The organism is Pseudomonas sp. S10E 269, from assembly GCF_002798465.1.
GTDB classification, from domain to species: domain Bacteria; phylum Pseudomonadota; class Gammaproteobacteria; order Pseudomonadales; family Pseudomonadaceae; genus Aquipseudomonas; species Aquipseudomonas pergaminensis.
Genome location: NZ_PHIJ01000001.1, coordinates 5,652,411 through 5,671,577, shown reverse-complemented (window position 1 = coordinate 5,671,577; position 19,167 = coordinate 5,652,411). Strand labels below are relative to the sequence as shown.

Below are 19,167 nucleotides of genomic sequence, written 5' to 3'. Positions count from 1 at the left end.
CGCCACTCTAAGATCGCCGAAAAAAATAGTGGCACAAGGCCATTTAGAGGGATCTAGAAATGTGGCATTCGGTACGTCGGACCAGGCTTTGCCTGCTGTTCGCATTTTTTTGCCTGAGCACGGCCGGGATGGCCCAAGGCGCAACCCCGCAGGACACGCCAGGCGTTACCGACCTGATCCGTGACCGCCAGGATCGCCTGCTCGAAGAGCAACAGCGCCGCCTCGAAGAGCTCAAGGACCTGCCCGGCAAAGCCGCCGCCCCCGCCAAGCCGGCAGCGCCCGCCGACACTCGCTGTTTCGCCATCAACACCATCGAACTCAGCGGCGCCGACGCGCTGTCCGAAGGCGAACGCGCCAGCCTAATCAAGCCTTACATCGGCCAATGTCTTGGCGTGCCGCAGCTCAATGATCTGCTCAAGGTCATCACCGACCACTACCTGGCCAAAGGCCTGGTCACCAGTCGCGCCTACCTGCCGCAACAAAACCTCGGCAGCGGCAACCTCAAGGTGCAGGTGGTGGAGGGCCGACTGGAAGGCATGAAGGGCGCCGAGGGCAGCGGCATCACTGACCGTCAATTGGCCATGAGCTTTCCAGGTAAACCCGGCGACCTGCTGAACCTGCGCGAAATCGAGCAGATGGTCGACCAACTGAACCGCTTGCCCTCCAACCAGGCCCAGATGGAATTGGCACCGGGCAAAGCAGTCGGCGGCAGCGAAGTGCTGGTCAAGAACACCCCGCAAAAACCCTGGCGCGTCGGCCTTTTCCGTCACAACGGCGGCCAGCGCAGCACCGGCGAACAGCAGTGGGGCGCCAGCCTGGATTGGGACAACCCGCTGGGCCTGGCGGACCAATTGTCGCTACGAGGCGGCCACGATGCGATCAGCGACCACCAGAAAACCTCGCGTAACTCGATGCTCAATTACAACCTGCCGTTCGGCTGGTGGAACCTCAATTACACCTACAGCGAGAGCGACTACCGCTCGCTGGCCCAGGCCAGCGGCTTTAACTTCAAGCAATCGGGCGACAGCCAAAACCACCAACTGCGCCTGGAGCGGGTCATCCACCGCGACGCCCTGAGCAAAACCTCCCTCAGTACCGGCGTGGCCTACCTGCGCACCAACAACTTCATCGAAGACAGCAAACTCGCCCTGAGCAGCAACCGCCTCAGCGAAGCCCAATTCGGCATCAACCATGGCCGGCGTATTGGCGGCTCGTTCCTCAATATCGACCTGGGCATGCAGGACGGCATCGGCGCGTTCGACGCCCAGGCCAATCACAACCCACGCCCTGGCCAGGCCGATGCGCGCTACCGCAAATACACCGCGACCCTGAGCTACCTGTACCCGTTCAAGTTGTGGGGCGAGTCGTTCAGCTTCAGCAGCCTGATGACCGGCCAACGCAGCGAAGACGTGCTGTTCAGCCCCCAACGCATGAGCCTGGGCGGGCAATCTTCGATACGCGGTTACAAGGATCAAAGTCTGTCCGGCGACAGCGGCGGCTACTGGCGCAACGACCTGCGCTGGAGTAGGCCGGTGACCCTCGCGTGGTTGCAGCCAGTGTTCGCCGAATACGGCACCAGCCTCGGCTACGACCAGGGCGTGATCAGCCATGGCCGCTACAACGCCGAACAGCACGGGCGCATGACCAGCAACTCCGTGGACTTGTTCGCGCGCGGGCAGAACGTCGCCGCCACGGTGACCTTTGCACACTCTTTGGAACGCCCGGGGCCGATCACTGAACGTGAAGCGCCGGTGTATTTCCGACTGGATTTCTTCCTTTAAATCTTTACCGCCCCTTGGGCATCGAGACATGACATGGACGTTCGCCAGCTCGCCTTCCTTGCGCGCCAACCTTCTGCAGCCGTAAAAAGCCGTTCCAACTTCTTGGGCTTGCCCAAGCGCGGGCTGGCATTGGTCTTGGCCAACGCCATGTTCTGGCAGCCATTGCTGGCGCAGGCGGACGGGATTGTGGTCAGTGCGCCGGGGACGACGCTCGGCCAGGCGGGCAACGGCGTGCCTATCGTCAACATTGCCGCGCCCAATGGCAGTGGGCTGTCGCATAACCAGTTCAAGGATTACAACGTCGGTCAGCAGGGCGTGATCCTCAACAACGCGACCGGTCGGACCCAGTCGACCCAGTTGGGCGGGATCATCCTCGGCAACCAGAACCTCAATGGTACGGCTGCCAGCGTGATCCTCAACGAGGTCAACGGCGGCAGCCCCAGCCAGTTGCGCGGTTTCACCGAAGTGGCAGGGCAGTCGGCGCATGTCATCGTGGCCAACCCGTATGGGATTACCTGTAACGGCTGCGGGTTTATCAACACCCCGCAAGCCACGTTGACCACCGGTAAAGCGGTAATCGAAAACGGCCAGATCAGTCGCTACCAAGTCGATCAAGGCAGCGTGTCCATCGAAGGCGCAGGCCTGAACGCCAACAACATCGACCAGTTCGAAATCATCACCCGTTCGGCCAAGCTCAATGCCGAGATTCAAGCCAAGAACCTGACGATCATTGCCGGTGCCAACGACGTCGATGCCAAGACCCTCAAGGCCACCGCACGTGTGGCCGACCCAGCAACAGCCCCGCAACTGGCGATCGACTCTTCAGCCCTGGGCGGCATGTACGCCGGGGCGATCAAGCTGGTCAGCAGCGAAGCCGGTGTCGGGGTAAAACTCGATGGCAAGATGGCTGCCAGCGCAGGCGACATCCAGATCGACGCCAACGGCGACCTGACCGTTGCACAAGTCGCCGCCGACGGTGCAGTGAACATAGAGGCCGTCAGCGCCAACATCCAAGGGTCGGCCTACGCCGGCACCACACTGGAGATGAAAACCCGAGGCGACCTGACCAGCCAGAACAACCTTGTCGCCAAGGACCGCATAACCCTCACCAGCGGCGGCCAGTTGGTCAACAATGGCATCATCGAAAGCGGAGTCAATCCCGATAACACCCGCAACACCAACGCCGATATCAGCATCAGCGCGCAGAGCCTCAACAACGCCGGCAAGAACATCATTGCCAGCCGTGACCTCGACATCACCACCACCCAGACCCTGAACAACCAGGGCGGCACCCTCAGCGGGCAGCGGCAGACCACCGTCACCGCCGGCACCTTCGACAACCAGAACAAGGGGCGGTTGCTCAGCACCGACCGTCTGACCTTGACCGCCGACAAGGCCGTGAACGGCCGGGACGGTCTGATCTCCAGCAACGGCGACCTGGTGGTGAACGTCGGCGCATTGGGCAATCGCGGTGGGGAAATCTCCAGCCTGGCCGATGTCACCCTGAATGTCGCCAGCCTCGACAATACGTCCGGCTTGATCGCGGCTGACAGGGGGCTCAGCCTCACTGCCAGCGGCGCGATCAATAACCGTGACGGCACCTTGTCGGGTTCAACCCTGGCGACCTTGAAGGCCGTCAGCCTGGACAATACCCGCGGGCAGATTACCGGCGATCTGGGCTTGAGCATCGACCTCAGCGGTGCCTTGGATAACCATGCTGGGACCCTGGGTTCCGGCAAGGCCTTGACCCTGGCCGCCGCCAGCCTCGACAACCGCGCGGCGGGCACGGTGCTGGCGGCGGACGGCACGCTGAGTGCCACCGTTCACGGCGCGCTGGATAACCGCGAACAGGGCAAGCTGCGCGCCACGGGCAGCATCGAGCTGACCACCGGCAGCCTGGACAACCGCGGCGGCAGCCTGGCGGGCAAGGACCACCTGACCGTACGCGGAGGGTCGGCGGACAATCGTGGCGGCCTGATCCAGGCCGACAAAGACCTCAAGCTGCTGGTCGATCAACTGGACAACCGCGACAAGGGCAACCTTGTCGCCAAGGCGGCCGTCGGCTTCGAAGGCACCCGCCTGGACAATAGCGGTGGCCTGCTCAGCGCAGTCGGCCCGGTCAGTCTCAAGGCCAAGGAGGTTGCCAACACCCAGGGCCGTATTGCCAGCCAGGGTGACCTCGAAGCCAGCATCGACAGCCTCAGCCAGCAGGGCGGGGCGCTGGTGGCCCAGGGTTCCCTGCTGCTGACCGGCAAGAGCCTCGACAACCGCAATGGCGGCACGGTCGCCAGCACCCAGGGCCTGACCGTCAATGTCGAGCAGATCGACAACCGTACCGGCGAGCTGTCCAGCACCCACAGCAGCGTCAGTGTCAGCGGGCAGCGTTTGGACAACAGCGATGGCGGCAAGCTGCTGACTGAGACTGATCTTGGCGTCGCAGTGGCGCAAGTGATCAACCAGAACCAGGGCCGGCTGTTCGCCAGGGGCAGCGTCAACCTGAACGGCAAGACCCTGGATAACAGTGGCGGCAACATCTCCGCCCTGCAGGGCCTGGATATCCGCCTCGATGGCGCGCTGCTCAACAACACCGGCTCGCTCAGCAGCGAAGGTGCGCTGGGCCTTACGGTCGGCAGCCTGGACAACACGGCCGGCAAGCTCGGCAGTGCCGCCGACCTGTCGATCGACAGCCTCGGCGCAGTGCTCAACCAGGGCGGGTCGATCCTCACGGACCAGGGCCTGGTGCTTGCCAGCGGCAGTCTCGACAACAGCCAGAAAGGCCTGATCAGCGGCGAGGGTGCGACCCGCGTCACCACCGGCACCCTGGATAACCACCAGGGTGGCCGCCTGACCAGTGGCGACCGCCTTGACTTGACGGCCACCCAGGTCAACAACGGCGCTTCCGGGCGTATTGCCAGTGCCAAGGATCTGACGGCCAACGTCACCGGCCTCGACCAACAGGGCGGCGAACTGTTCAGCAAGACCCAACTGAACCTGGACCTGCACAACGGCCGCCTGGACAACAGTGGCGGCCTGATCAACGGCCCGCTGCTGGTGCTGAAGAACCTCGACGTGGTCGTCAACCAGGGCGGTGAAATCTCCAGTGCCCAAGCCTTTGCCCTGGCCGCGAAAAGCCTCGACAACAGCAACGGCAAGCTGCTGAGCAACCAGGGCCTGACCCTGCGTATCGATCAGGCGCTGGGCAACATCAAGGGCCTGGTGGCCGCGGCTTCTCTCGACAGTCGTAGCGCCAGCCTGGACAACAGCCAGGGCCTGATCAGCAGCCGCGGTGCGGTCGACCTCGGCGTAAGCGGGGCGTTCATCAACCAGGGCGGCACCCTGGTGGGCGACGGCGCTATCCTGTTGACGGCCAACAGCCTGGATAACAGCAACGGTGCCGTTTCCGGAAAAGCCGATGTCACAGCGAACATTGCTGCTCTGGATAACCGCAACGGCAAGCTGATCGCCAGCAGCGCGCTAGCCCTGAGCGGCGCCTCCGTGGATAACCGGCTGAACGGCCTGGTAGGGGCGACAAAAGCGCTGACACTCGATGTCGACGTTATCGACAACCGCGGCGGTGAACTCTCCAGCAGTGCCGATATTCGCCTGACCGGCAAGCGCCTGAACAACAGCGACAGCGGCAAGCTCCTTGCCGATACCACGCTGACCCTCGAAATGGCCGAAGTGCTCAACCGCAATCTGGGACTGCTCAAGGGCAAGACCGGCGTCACGCTGGACGGCCAGGCCCTCGACAACACCGGCGGCCAACTATTCAGCGACCAGGACGCACGACTCACCCTCGGCGCTGACCTCGACAACAGCGCTGGCCTGATCAGCAGCGAAGGCCGGCTGGACGTCAGCAGCGTCGGGCTGACCAACACGGCCGGTAGTCTGTCGAGTGGCGGCGCGCTCAACGTCAAGGCCAACGGCACCCTGGCCAACCAGGGTGGACGCCTAGTCAGCGACAGCAGCATCAATCTGAACAGTGCCAGTCTCGACAACACCCGGCTGGGAGTGATCAGCGGTAAAGGCGCAGTGACTGTCACCACCGGCGCTTACGACAATCGCACCGGCAGCCTGAGCACCAACGAAAGCCTCACCTTGACGGCAGGGCAGGTCAGCAACCAGAGCGGCCGCATCGGCAGCGACAAGGCCCTGGTCGCCAGCGTCACTGGCCTCGACCAGCAGGACGGCAAACTCTTCAGCAACACGGCACTGACCCTGGACCTGAATAACGGCCAACTGAACAACCAGAACGGCCTGATCAACGCACCGTCATTGCGGCTCAACAACCTCAAGGGCGTGAACAACCAGGGCGGTGAAATCTCCAGTGCCCAGGCCTTCGTGCTGGCCGCCGACAGCCTGGACAACAGCAGCGGCAAACTGCTGAGCAACCAGGCCGTGACTCTGCGGATCAACCAGGCACTGAGCAACCTCAAGGGCCAGATCGCCGCCGCCGCGCTCGATATCCGCAGCGCCAGCCTCGACAACAGCGGCGGTACCGTCACCAGCCGTGGCGACCTCGACCTGACCACCAGCGGTCAACTGAACAATCGCGACCACGGCCTGATAAACGCCGCCCAAGCCCTGAACGTCAGCGCCGCCGACCTCGACAACAGGGGCGGTACCCTGCTGGGTGCCAGCACCGTGACCCTCAACGCCATGGCCCTGAACAACAGCGCCAAGGGCCTGATCAACAGCCAGGCCGACCTGACGATCAACGCGAGCCGCCTGGACTCCGGCAATGGCGGCGAAGTCTCGGCCAAGGGCGATATCGACCTGAGCCTCGGCGCCCTGGCCCAGAACGGCGGCCGCCTGCTCGGCGACCAAGCCATCCGCCTCGACCTGGCGGGGGGTGATCTCGACAACCGCAACGGCCTGCTCAAGGCCAAGGGCCCCCTGACCCTCAATCATCTGCGTGACCTGAACAACCAGGGCGGCGAGCTCTCCAGCAGCCAGAGCTTCAACCTCACCGCACGGACCCTGGACAATAGCGGCGGCAAGCTGATCAGTAGCAACCAGTTGGGCGTGGCCGGCGACGGCCTGGTCAACCAGGGCGGCCTGATTTCCGGCTGGCAGGGGCTGGCCGTCAACGGCGCGAGCCTGGACAACCGCAACAGCGGCACGCTGTCCAGTCGCAGCGGCAATCTTGATGTCAACGTCAGCGGTGCATTGCTCAACAGCAATGCCGGTGCGCTGGTCAGCCAGCAAGCCCTGACCGTCAACGCGGCCAGCCTCGACAACAGCGCCGGTATTCTTTCCAGTGGCGCGGCCCAGCGCCTGACCGTCAGCGGTCTGTTGAACAACGCCCAGGGCGGCTCCATCGACAGCGCCGCCACCCTGACACTGCAAGGTATGAGACTGAACAACAGCGGCAGCATCAGCGCACAACAGGCCCTGGATTTCACCGGCACTACCCTGGACAACCGTAACGGTACCCTGAGCGGCAAGGCCGCAGTCAGCCTCGACCTGCTCGGCGCCTTGACCAACAGCAACGGCCAGCTCGCCAGCGGCGGACCACTGGTGATCAGCCGCAGCAGCCAGATCGACAACCAGGGCGGCCAACTCATCAGCCAAGGGGTGCTGAGCCTGCTCACCGGCAGCCTGGATAACCGCAATCGCGGTACCGTCGCGGCCAATGACAACCTGGTGATCAGCAGCAGCGGTGCCGTGCAGAACGACAGTGACGGCCTGATCTACAGCCAGAACGCTGGCGTCCGCGTCGACGCCGCGAGCCTCGCCAACGGCAAGGGCTCCCTGCAAGGGCAAGGTGCACTCAACCTGACGGTCAGCGGCGATATCGACAACCAGAGCGGTAAGCTGATTAGCCAGAATGGCGACCTCAGTGTCAGCGCGGCCAGCCTCGACAACCGTGGCGGCACCCTGGCCAGCCTCAAGGGCGCTTTCGAAGCCCATGTCGTCGGCGTGCTGAAAAACGGCTATGACCTGGCCAACAATCGCCAGGGCGGCATCATCCAGGCCCAGCGCCTCAACCTCAGGGCCCTTGGCGGGATCGACAACTACGGTGGGCGGATCGCGGCGCAAAGCGGCGATGCCCTGATCACCACCGCCGACTTCGACAACCGCAACGGCGGCCTGTACGCCCAGGGCCTGGTACAGGTCAGCGGCAACAACTTCGACAACAGCGGCGACAACGACGGACAGATCGCAGGCCAGCGCATCGACCTCAGCCTCAACGGCGCGCTGAACAACCGCCTGGGCGTTATTGAAAGCGACAGCAGTTTGAGCGTGCGTGCGGCCAGCCTCGATAACCAGACCGGCCAGATCCGTGCACTGGGCTCCGGCGGCAAGACCGACTTCCAGATCGGCGGCCTGTTCGATAACCGCAACGGCAAGCTGGAAACCGCCAACAGCGACCTGACCCTCAATGCCAGCAGCTTCCAGAATATGGGCGGCAGTCTGCTGCATGTGGGTAACGGCACCTTTGATATCAGCACCGCCAATATCACCAACGCCGGCGGCAGCCTGTTAACCCGTGGCGGCCTGACCTTGACGGCGGACAACTGGACCAACAGCAGCGTGATCCAGGCCGGGCGCCTGACGGTGAACGTCAACACCCTCAACCAGACGGCGGGCGGACAACTGCTGGCCTCGGACAGCCTGACCGGCAACGGTGGCAATTGGAACAACGATGGGCTGATCGCCAGTGACGGCACGGCCAACCTGACCCTGGCCGGCACCTATGGTGGTAACGGGCGCTACAGCAGCGTCGGCACCCTGGGCTTGAGCGCGGCCCAGGTAACCCTGGGCACTGCCACGAGCATTGCCGGTGGCGGGGATACCACGATCAATGCCGGTGGCCTGAGCAACGCCGGGCGCCTGACGTCCGGCGGTTCCATGACGGTCACCGCCAATAGTATCGGCAACACCGGCACGCTGGGAGCGACCCAGGACCTGACGCTGAAGACGCCCACCCTGGTGAACGATCACGGCCTGATCTTCAGCGGCCGAAACATGGGCTTGCTGGTCAATGACTTCACCAACGACAACGGGGATGTCTACAGCATCGGCAACCTGAACATCTCGGGACTCAATGGCGGTCGCGCCAACAGCGTGACCAACCTGGCGTCCTCGATCAATGTCGACGGGGATTTCTCGCTGTCGGCGAACAGCTTCAACAACAAGACCGAAGGGGTTATCGGCAAAGAGCGGCTGGTGTCGGGCGATATCACGTTTAACGGCAGCACGTTCTATATCGCCGAAAACTACACCTCGGAGTCGACCATCAGCGGCACGCGAGCGAGCCTGGCGGTGGCCGGAAACATTGATGGCGATGTCGGCCGCTTTTCCAACACCGCCTCGACGATTTCTGCTGGCAAGAATATTCGCTTGAACGTGGATACCTTCGAGAACCTGGGGTTGGAGGCCGGCAACTTCGCCCGTAACCGGGTCTATACCGGCGTGCGCAATATCTTCACTAACAAAACTTACGCGAACGAAGCGCTGGACGCCTACGCGCGAAGATATTCCCAGTACGTCTACCGATACACCAAGACCGTGCATGAGCCCGACAAAGGCGGGACTCACACCGAGCTCAACGATTACGGCAAACAAAAAACCACAACCGTGAACACCAAATTCGGTCAGGGACCGGATGTGGCCATTCCCGCCGGCATCCTGGCCGGCACCCTGAGCAGCGATAACAAAGTGTTTACCGCCGGGGGTTGCAGTGTCGCTTCGGTGGTCCAGGCCGGGCAGGCGATACAGATCAACGCCAAGAACACCATCGACAACAGCAATCTGCACGCCAATACCCAGTTCTCCGGGACGACGAAGACCGGGACCGGTACCCAGGTCGGCAGCGCGGCCAAGCCGACGGTCGTCTACCTGAACCCACAACTGCCGCCGAACCTGTCCCAGCAGCGGGTGGACCCCGTGGCGTCGCGGGGTTTCAGCCTGCCGGACGGACAAAACGGTCTGTTCCGCCTGAGCGGCCAGGGCGGTTCTGCGGCCCAGGCAAGCCAAACCAGTGCCGGGCCACAGAGCTGGAGCATGGGCAGCGCGACAGTCAGCAGTGCCCAGCGCCAACAGGGCGCGGATGACGTCCAGGCGCGCAACCTGCAGTTCAGCGATGCGGCGCGGATCGCCGCGAGCACTTTTCAACTCGAACAAACTACCCGGCAGGCCACGGGCGCTGGGGTGTCCGGCAGCGTGATCAGTGTCAGTGCGCCGGGCGATTCCGGCAGTGTCCAGTTGCCGGGGCAGGCGGGCGTGGTTTCCACGGTGGGCAGCCAGGTCATCAATCGCGTGCAGGGCCTGCCGGACACCTCGGGCAGGTCCAACCCGCAGAAGTACCTGATCGAAACCAACCCGGTACTGACCGACCTCAAGCAGTTCATGAGTTCGGACTACCTGCTGGCGAACCTCGGTTACAACCCCGATCAAAGCGCCAAACGCCTGGGCGACGGTTTCTATGAGCAGAAGCTGATCCAGCAGGCGGTGGTCGAGCGTACCGGGCAGCGTTTCATCGACGGCCAGACCTCCGACGAAGCGCTTTACAAGTACCTGATGGACAACGCCATCAAGAGCAAGCAGCAGCTTGACCTGTCGGTTGGGGTCAGCCTGACCTCCCAGCAGGTCGCGGCGCTGACCCACGATATCGTCTGGCTCGAAGAGCATGAGGTGAATGGCGAGAAAGTCCTGGTGCCGGTGCTTTACCTGGCCCAGGCGACTAATCGCCTGGCGCCAAACGGGGCGCTGATCCAGGGCGGGGATGTGACGCTGATTGCCGGCAAAGACCTGAATAACGCTGGTACGTTGCGGGCCAGCAACAACCTTTCCGCGACCGCGGGTAATGATCTGGTCAACAGCGGTTTGATCGAGGCCGGTAACCGCTTGGATCTGCTGGCGGGTAACGACATTATCAACAAGGCGGGCGGGGTCATCGCGGGGCGTGACGTCAATATGACTGCAATCGCCGGCGATGTGATCAACCAACGCACGGTGGTGGGTAATGACGTCAATTACAAAGGTTACAGCGGGCACAACGAGTATGCCGACAGTGGCGCTCGCATCGAGGCGGCGAATGACCTGACCATCAAGGCCTCGCGGGATTTCGTCAGCACTGGCAGCACGTTGCAAAGCGGCGGTGACACAACGATCACCGCAGGCCGGGATGCCTTCATTGCTGCCGCTGAGCAGCACAACAGCGTGGCGGCCGGCGCCAAGAGCAGCAGCGTTACCCAGTACGGCTCGGATCTGACGGTGGGGCGTGACCTTTCTGTCCAGGCGGGGCGTGATCTGGCAGTGGTCGCCAGCCAGATAGAGGCCAAGCGGGACATCGACTTTGGAGCGGGCGATAACCTTACGGTGGCTTCGGCTGCCGATGAAAGCCACTCGTATTCCAAGTCGAAGAAAGTTACGAAACAGGAAGATCACGTCAAACAGATTTCCAGCGTCGTGAGTGCCGGACAAGACGTTACTTTCAGTGCCGGCAAAGATATGGCGCTGATCTCGAGTCGGATCAATGCCGGCAACGAGGCTTACCTGGCAGCGGTTGGACAACTGGATGTACTGGCGGCCCAGGACACCGATTACTCGCTGTATGACAAAAAGAAGAAGGGCAGTTGGGGACGCAAGCAGACCAAACACGATGAGGTGACAAAAACCATCAACGTTGGCACCCAGATCACCACGGGGAGTGATCTGACGCTGGTCAGTGGTGGTGACCAGCGTTATCAGGTCGCGAAGCTTGAAAGTGGCGCGGATCTGACACTGAGAAGTGGCGGAGCCATCACCTTCGAGGGCGTCAAGGATCTGAGCCAGGAAAGCCACGAGAAGACCAACAACAGCCTCGCGTGGAATTCATCGAAGGGTAAGGGCCATACCGACGAAACCTTGCGCCAGAGCGAATTGATCAGCAAGGGCGACCTGGCGATCACTGCCGCCAAGGGTCTGCACATCGACATCAAGCAGATTGACCAGAAGACGGTCAGCCAGACCATCGATGCGATGGTTCAGGCGGATCCCCAACTGGCCTGGCTCAAAGAAGCCGAGCAGCGTGGCGATGTCGATTGGCAGCGCGTGAAAGAGGTCCACGACTCCTTCAAATACAGCAACTCCGGCATGGGCATGGGCGCAATGCTGGCGGTGGTCATTATCGTAACGGTAGTGACGGCGGGTTCGGGAACGGCCGCTACCGTTGGCGCCAGCGCAAGCGGCGCCGCGACAGCCGCGGGGATCAGTGCGACCACTGCCGCCGCGATTGGTGCGGCTGCATCGGCAGCCTATACCGCTGCCGTGGTCCAGACTGTGGTCAGTACGATAAACAACAAAGGCAACCTGAGCGCGGTCCTTAAGGATGTCACCTCGACGGAAAGCCTCAAGGGGTATTTGGTCAGTGGGCTGGTTGCGGGCTTTGCATCGGGTGTACTGGACAAGGCGTTCGGTGTTTCCGCCGAAAATGCCAGTAAAGCGACCCATGGCTTTGACCTGGCCAGCACCAATGAACTGACCAAGTTTGTTGGCTACACCCTGGCTGAAAAGGGCTTTGGTGCCGTCGCCAATACCGCGATCAATGGTGGCAGCCTCAAGAACAATCTGGCCCAGGCCAGTATCAGTGCGGCTGCGGATGTCCTCTCGGCCTCCATCTATAACCGGTTGGGTACCCAGTTGGAATTCACCGGGATTCCGGCCAAGGTCGGCGCACACGCGATTGTCGGTGGCCTGATCGCGGAAGCGGCGGGAGGCAGCTTCCGTACCGGTGCCCTGGCGGCCGGTGCCAATGAAGCCTTCGTCGCTTCGGTCGGCGAGAAGATCTTCGTGGGCGACATGCACGATCAACTGCTGGCGATGACCTCGCAGTTGATCGGCGTAACGGTCGCTGGAGCCGCAGGGGGCTCTGATAAAGAACTGGAAGTGGCGGGCTGGGTCACCCAGCAGGCCACCAAGTTCAACAGCCTCGATCACCCAACTGCCGAGCGATTGCTTAACGAGCTGAAGGCCTGTAGGTCCGGTGGAAATTGCACCGAAGCGAATCAGCGCGATCTGATAGGCAAGTATGAAAAGATCTCGGCCGAACGTTCGCAGTTGATCGACCTATGTGAAACCCGGGCCTGTGTCGAAGGCCTGAAAGCCAACACCATCGCTATGGACGACCCGGTTGCGCAGGAGTTGGTCAGCTTCTACCGGAACAAGGTTTCCTATGACATGACCGGGATGCTGGTGGGCAATCCAGGGCTCATCGCGCAACCGGCCCAAGGGTATGACCCTTGGGGCAATATCTATGTGACCGATGACCAGATCATCACTGCCAAGTACATTAAGGAAGGCTGGTTGACGCCTGCCGAGAGTGCCAATCTCAAGGAGTGGGAGAACAAGACTTCCTGGCTGGACGATGCGGCGGGTCGCAAACTCAGTGTGGTCGAAAGAGCCGCCATGATCAGCAACATGGGCAATACGTTGCTGACCGAGGGCTGGGGGACCAAGGTTGTTGCGGGTGTCGGTAAAGGCGGGAAACCCGGCAATGGTGTGTCGACGGATGCCGATGGGTTCGGAAATAGCGCCGTTGTTACGAAACCGGTCAAGCCATGCTGTTTCGCCGCAGGAACTATGGTTGCCACCCCCCAGGGCCCCCGGGCCATTGACACCCTCAGCGTGGGAGATATTGTCTGGAGTAAGCGAGAAACAGGAGGGGAGCCGTTCGCTGCCGCTATTTCGGCTACACACGTTCGTACTGATCAGCCGATTTACCAGCTTAAGCTGAAAAACATCCGGGCAGATGGAGTTTCAGAGAGGGAAACGCTTCTGGTTACACCGGGCCACCCATTTTACGTTCCGGCACGACATGACTTTGTGCCGGTTATTCAGCTTAAATCAGGCGATTTGCTTCAGTCGTTAGGGGACGGTCCTACTGAGGGTGTCTCGACCAGCGTTGAGTCTCTGGAGTTGTTTCTGCCACAAGGAAAGACCTATAACTTGACCGTGGATGTTGGCCATACTTTTTATGTAGGTAAGTTGAAGACCTGGGTGCACAACGTTGGTCTGTGCGATATCAATGGCAAGCCTGTAGTGCCGAGGAATGCCAAAAATCTAGAAGGCGGGCCTCTGGAGAAAGCCGATAAGTTCAGTGGGCATTTTATGCTGGAGGGCGGGCCTGCCAACGGGGCTCTTTATCGTGCTGATAATAAAGGGAATATAACAAGTTATGCCGTTTATGATGATAAAGGTATGATTCTCAAACGGGTCGATGTGACGGGCGATTCACATGCAGGAATTCCCACGCCTCATGCTATTGACTATGGTCGTAACACATTGCCAGATGGATCGATCAGAGTACAATCTCCGTCGAGCAAGAAACCCCCGCGGGGCATCAGTGCAGAAGAAATTCCATGAAGATAATTAAGATTACAGACGCTGTCAGTTCGCCAAAATACGAGCGTTGGAAAAGCCAATGGGAGGATCAGTCCGAGTTGGATGAATTTTCTTATATTAGTGATGTTGTACACCCTGAAGATGCCTTGATGTTTTGCAAGGTCCTATTTCCAGATTTTGTTTTTCACGAATCAGGTGTGTTTCTGGAAAGCAGATTTACTGTTGAAGCATTCTCTAGTTGGATGGAAACTTGCAACAATGATGTGGTGGCGGTTGAAAAGGTGTTGAATCATATGCATCTGTATGATGTTTTTGGAGGTTGTAGGGAAAGGGTGGATGAGGCTGTTTATGAACAGCTGTGCAGGATTGTTGCTCAGTCATGGAGGATGGTGTTGCTGAGTAAATTTCCAGAAAAGAAATTTTGTGTGCACGCGATAGTGTCCGATCAGGAATATGGCCCAGTGGTTACTTTTTCTCAGGTCAGAGAGTAGTTTCTATGGATGCCTTCTAATTTATAGTTTTATACGGTGTTGCGGTCTCACGGACTGCATTTCCACGCGCGGTCCGCTGACTGTCTGAAATGCTCAGAAGAATCCTTGGAATAGGCAGTGATGCCGACAAAACGGGCAAATGATCCCGGCAGGTGCGCTGCATACTGAAACCAGGATTCACCCGGGGTATCGACGGGTTTAACCAACGTCTATCCCATGGCAGCAATTTACAGATAGGACCCGATCATGCAGCAGGATAATAGAGGCACATCAGAAAACGCATTCCAAGATCATCCAGGCTTCAGCCGCCGTAACGTTTTGATTGGCGGGGCGGTCATTGGGGCCGGTTTGAGTGTTGCACCGCTGTCCTGGGCAGCCTCACCGGATAGCGCAAAAGGCGCTGGCGGCTCAGTGAGCGGAACGCGAGTTACAAACAAGCGCAAGCTTGGTTCTCTGGAAGTCTCGGAACTCGGTGTCGGGTGCATGAACATCAGCGCCAATTATGGGGCGCCTGCTGGCAAAGAGCAGGGCATCAAGGTCATCCGCACGGCCCATGAGCAGGGCGTCACTTTTTTTGATACGGCCGAAGTGTATGGGCCGTATACCAATGAAGAATTGGTAGGTGAGGCGCTTTCCCCGTTTCGCAACGAGGTTGTCGTCGCGTCAAAATTCGGTTTCGACATGGATGCCGGCGGCGCACTCAATAGCCGCCCGGAACATATCAGGAAGGTGCTTGAGGACTCGCTGAAGCGGCTGCGCACCGACCGTATCGATCTCTACTATCAACACCGAGTCGATCCAAACGTACCGATCGAGGATGTTGCGGGTACGGTCCAGGACCTTATAAAAGAGGGCAAGGTATTGCACTTCGGTCTCTCGGAGGCAAGTGCAAGCACCATTCGCCGAGCGCATGCCGTTCAGCGTGTGACTGCGGTCCAAACCGAATACTCCGTCATGGAGAGAAGCGTCGAGCACAACGGAGTACTTGATACCTGTGAACAGCTGGGTATCGGTTTCGTGTGCTGGGGCCCGCTGGGCATGGGCTTTTTACCCGGCACACTGAATGCCAGTACACGGTTCGACGCCAACACCGATTTACGTTCCGGGTTTGAACGATTCACGCCTGAGAACCTGTCAGCAAACGAGCCGATCATTGCTTTGCTCAGGAAGTTCGCACAGGAAAAGCATGCCACTCCTGCCCAGATATCGCTGGCGTGGTTGCTCGCGCAGAAGCCCTGGATCGTCCCGATTCCAGGCACGCGCAAGCTCGATCACCTTCAAGAGAACCTGGCATCCGTCAACGTGAAGCTGACGGCCGCCGAACTGGTGGAAATGGATGCAGCTCTGGCAAAGCTAAAAGTGCACGGTGGTCGAATGAGCCCAATGCATATGCGTGCCGTCGACGTCACCCAGTGACCGTCAGAATTTGAAAGCCGCTGAAGGCGTCCAGTAGCGACTTTCCTCCAGCCGGCGCGTTTTGGCGCGGGGTAGAGAAGGGCGTCATTGATCAACCCATTTGTATCAGGTACTCAAATGAATCAGGTTACGCGTAAGGTGTTCGAGCCATTTGTGTTCGACAACGGAATCGAGTTGCGCAATCGCGTGGCGATGGCCCCCATGACAACGTGGGCCGGCAACGCGGACGGTACAGTCTCCGACGAGGAAATTGCTTATTACCAGCGTCGGGTAAACGGTGTCGGTCTGGTGATCACCGGTTGCACGCACGTGCTCGCCAACGGTATTGGATTCACCGACGAATTTGCAGCGTTCGACGATACATTCGTTCCCAGTCTCAAGCGATTGGCCAAGTCCGCGAAGAGCGGTGGTGCAACGGCAGTGCTGCAGTTGTTCCACGCAGGTAACAAGGCCGTTTCGGAGTTGGTGCCGGACGTTGTCAGCGCCAGCGCAGTGAGTATTGACGCTGGGCCGTTCAGCGTTTCCGCTACCCCGCGCGCAATGACCAAGGAAGAAATCCACGACGTTATCCAGGCGTTTGGTAAGGCGACGCGTCGTGCCATCGAGGCAGGATTTGATGGTATAGAACTGCACGGCGCCCATGGATTTCTGATTCAGAACTTCTTTTCTCCAAAGTTCAATCAGCGCGATGACGAGTGGGGCGGCTCACTCGAGAACCGTCTGCGTTTTCCATTGGCGGTTGTTCATGAGGTTCATCGAGTGATCAAGGCACACGCTGATCGACCGTTCCTGTTCGGCTATCGCATTTCGCCAGATGAATCTGGCGAAAATGGACTGCGCCTCGACGACACCTGCGTGCTTGTCGATGGACTGATCGAAAGCGGTATCGACTATCTCCACGTCTCCTTGGGAAGCGTGCTGGAAACGGTGCCTGTCGACGGACAGGGCGACCAGACCACGGCGAAGGTGATTCTGGATCATGTCGACGGACGCATTCCAGTGATTGCCGCCGGGCAAATCAAGACGCCCCGCCAAGCCGAGGAAGCGCTTGAACTCGGCCTGTCGCTCGTCGCGGTTGGACAGGGCCTCGTCATAAATCCTGACTGGGTGGAACTGGCAGAAAAAGGCCACGACGATCAGATTCAAACGGCGCTGAACCCGGCACGCGTTTCGCAGATCGCGATTCCGCCAAAACTGTGGGGCGTAATCGAGGCCACCACGGGTTGGTTCAAGCTCCAGGGCGCACCGTAACGTAGATTTGGCCGTGGTGCGCAGCTGCGAACCTCAGTCAGCGTGCCTCTGCCACATGGGCTCTAGGCTCATTTCTGACACCAGCCCCACCCTGAGAAAGGCAATCCCGCCGCTCCTCAATCTCCCGTATTTGAGATCGCTTGAATCGAGCAAAGATGCCACTCGATCGAGCAAACACAACCGCTCTGCATTTCACATACTCCCAAGGTGCCTCAAGACCTGCCTGCGCTGTAGGCAGGTGGCGGGTGTTTCTGTGGAAAGTCGAACATACAGGCGAGTAGCGATATGCAAAACAACAGCATCCGGTTTGCGTGCAATGGCTGCGGGATCTGCTGCAAGGGGCGGTTGGTTCCACTGACGTTGAACGAGACAAGGCAGTGGCTGGAAAGAGGGCATGAGGTCGCGATCATACTGGAGGCGTTTGAGCAATCCATTTGGACTGCTGGGCCGCAACAGTTTGCCCACGCCGCAGGACGTGCAGTCGCGGTGCCTTGCGGTAATTCCCATGTGCGGGCCGTTGCAGTGTTTGCGGGCAATGCACTGGTGCAATGTCAAAGCCTCGGTGATGACGGTCGTTGCGGTATCTACGAAGAGCGGCCGCTGGTGTGCCGTATATACCCGGCGGAAATCAATCCGTTCATTGCCCTTGATCCGGAAAACAAGATTTGCCCGCCCGAAGTCTGGGAGGAGGGTGAAGTGTTGTTTACAGATCGGATCGTTGATCCGGTTCTTGCTGATCAGATTGAACGCTCCCGCCAGGCTGACAGAGAGGATGCGCAGGCAAAATTTGCGCTGTGTGAAACCTTGGGGCTGAACGTGGCTGCATGGAAAGGAAATGCGCTGGCGGTGTACTTGCCAGATCGCCTGCAGCTCGCCGAGGCGATTGCCCGCTACGATGCTGGAAAAGTGGGGCCTGCTCGTTCCAACTGGAAGGTCCGCGTCGATGCTCCGGCGTTGCGCCAGCAGCTTCACCAGGTGGGCTTGGCGTTTGATGACCAGCTGCCAACTGACTACATTTTTCATGCGCTGTAGGTACCAGCCGTTCTGATTGATTCGGGCAGCTTTCATTTCTGAAATATATTGAAATATCTCGGTCTGCGGGGTTGATGTTGCTTGATAAGCGTTGAATCAAGCAATCAATCGCGTTGATCGGGCAAGAAGCGAGGTTCGTTGGGGCAGCATACTGAGGTCATGCTGATCAACGATGAAGGACCTCAAATGGCCTCTCTTCTGGCTCCCAGCACATTAAAGGACGCCTGGACCTGGTTGGTTTCGCACGATCCTTGCCGGCAAATTCCCGCTGGTCATTCCAGGCAGCGCTCGATCCGGGCGTTGCGAGCCCCCGCGCAGCGTATTCAACCGATTGTTCACATAGGTTTGAAAACTGGAAGTGTCGATGTGCTGTGTACTTCCGCGTAGCGCTTTGCGGTGTTTGCCGATGTGCGCTCCGTCGACCACCCGCGGTAAGTACTGAAAGTGCACGTCGGCCGTACGATAACTTTTTTGGAGAGCCTTCATGACCTGGTCAAGCCGAAACTGCGGGTTCAGTCACGTCGTTGAATTTACCGTCGACCCTATCCACATGCCGGAGCTGGTGGCGTCGTTGATGAGTCGTATTGAACACTTTACCTGCTCATGTCCAGGGTTCATCAGAGCGTGCGTGCAGGTGAGTGACGAAGGCGATCGCGCGCTCATGCAGCTTCTCTGGTCCTCCAGGCAACACGGGGAGCAAGCGCTGGAGAGGGCGCAACGCCTGGAGCTCGATCTGTTTCACATGGTGGGCCAACCGTCGGCCAAAGCGCTGCTCTTCAACTCCTTTAATGTCATCGCGCAGGTGCAAGCGCACCGCTTGTCGACGTAAGCAACACGAATGATTTTCAGGGGTGTCCCATGGATCC

The 19,167-nt window shown here is 59.8% G+C and carries 7 protein-coding genes; all 7 read left to right on the top strand.

Features of this window, described 5'->3' with window-relative positions; genetic code table 11:
• Window positions 1-59 precede the first annotated feature (59 nt).
• Window positions 60-1,781, top strand: a complete 1,722-nt coding sequence (locus CWC48_RS26280) for a ShlB/FhaC/HecB family hemolysin secretion/activation protein (protein ID WP_100490708.1) — start codon at window positions 60-62, stop codon at window positions 1,779-1,781.
• Between the two features lie 33 nt (window positions 1,782-1,814).
• Window positions 1,815-14,132: a filamentous hemagglutinin N-terminal domain-containing protein gene (locus CWC48_RS26275; RefSeq protein ID WP_100490707.1), complete on the top strand. Its 12,318-nt coding sequence runs from the start codon at window positions 1,815-1,817 to the stop codon at window positions 14,130-14,132.
• Window positions 14,129-14,602 carry a hypothetical protein gene (locus tag CWC48_RS26270; protein ID WP_100490706.1) on the top strand — a complete coding sequence of 158 codons (474 nt, stop codon included), beginning with the start codon at window positions 14,129-14,131 and terminating at the stop codon, window positions 14,600-14,602. The genes CWC48_RS26275 and CWC48_RS26270 overlap by 4 nt, the downstream gene beginning before the upstream one ends.
• Window positions 14,603-14,848: 246 nt before the next feature.
• Window positions 14,849-16,018 (top strand): aldo/keto reductase, encoded by a 1,170-nt coding sequence (locus CWC48_RS26265; RefSeq protein ID WP_100490705.1) that lies wholly within the window; start codon window positions 14,849-14,851, stop codon window positions 16,016-16,018.
• A gap of 117 nt (window positions 16,019-16,135) precedes the next feature.
• Window positions 16,136-17,269: an NADH-dependent flavin oxidoreductase gene (locus tag CWC48_RS26260; RefSeq protein ID WP_100490704.1), complete on the top strand. Its 1,134-nt coding sequence runs from the start codon at window positions 16,136-16,138 to the stop codon at window positions 17,267-17,269.
• Window positions 17,270-17,554: 285 nt separating this feature from the next.
• The gene (locus CWC48_RS26255) at window positions 17,555-18,301 is read left to right on the top strand and encodes a YkgJ family cysteine cluster protein (protein WP_100490703.1); all 747 of its coding nucleotides are present in this window, start codon (window positions 17,555-17,557) and stop codon (window positions 18,299-18,301) included.
• Window positions 18,302-18,785: 484 nt separating this feature from the next.
• Complete coding sequence (locus tag CWC48_RS26250; RefSeq protein ID WP_177409455.1) at window positions 18,786-19,130, top strand: antibiotic biosynthesis monooxygenase; 345 nt, start codon at window positions 18,786-18,788, stop codon at window positions 19,128-19,130.
• The last annotated feature ends 37 nt before the right edge of the window (window positions 19,131-19,167 follow it).

Excerpts from the sequence above, each read along its gene's own strand:
- CWC48_RS26280 (WP_100490708.1), top strand. The coding sequence starts at position 60 with ATGTGGCATTCGGTACGTCGGACCAGGCTTTGCCTGCTGTTCGCATTT.
- CWC48_RS26275 (WP_100490707.1), top strand. The coding sequence starts at position 1,815 with ATGGACGTTCGCCAGCTCGCCTTCCTTGCGCGCCAACCTTCTGCAGCC.
- CWC48_RS26270 (WP_100490706.1), top strand. The coding sequence starts at position 14,129 with ATGAAGATAATTAAGATTACAGACGCTGTCAGTTCGCCAAAATACGAG.
- CWC48_RS26265 (WP_100490705.1), top strand. The coding sequence starts at position 14,849 with ATGCAGCAGGATAATAGAGGCACATCAGAAAACGCATTCCAAGATCAT.
- CWC48_RS26260 (WP_100490704.1), top strand. The coding sequence starts at position 16,136 with ATGAATCAGGTTACGCGTAAGGTGTTCGAGCCATTTGTGTTCGACAAC.
- CWC48_RS26255 (WP_100490703.1), top strand. The coding sequence starts at position 17,555 with ATGCAAAACAACAGCATCCGGTTTGCGTGCAATGGCTGCGGGATCTGC.
- CWC48_RS26250 (WP_177409455.1), top strand. The coding sequence starts at position 18,786 with ATGACCTGGTCAAGCCGAAACTGCGGGTTCAGTCACGTCGTTGAATTT.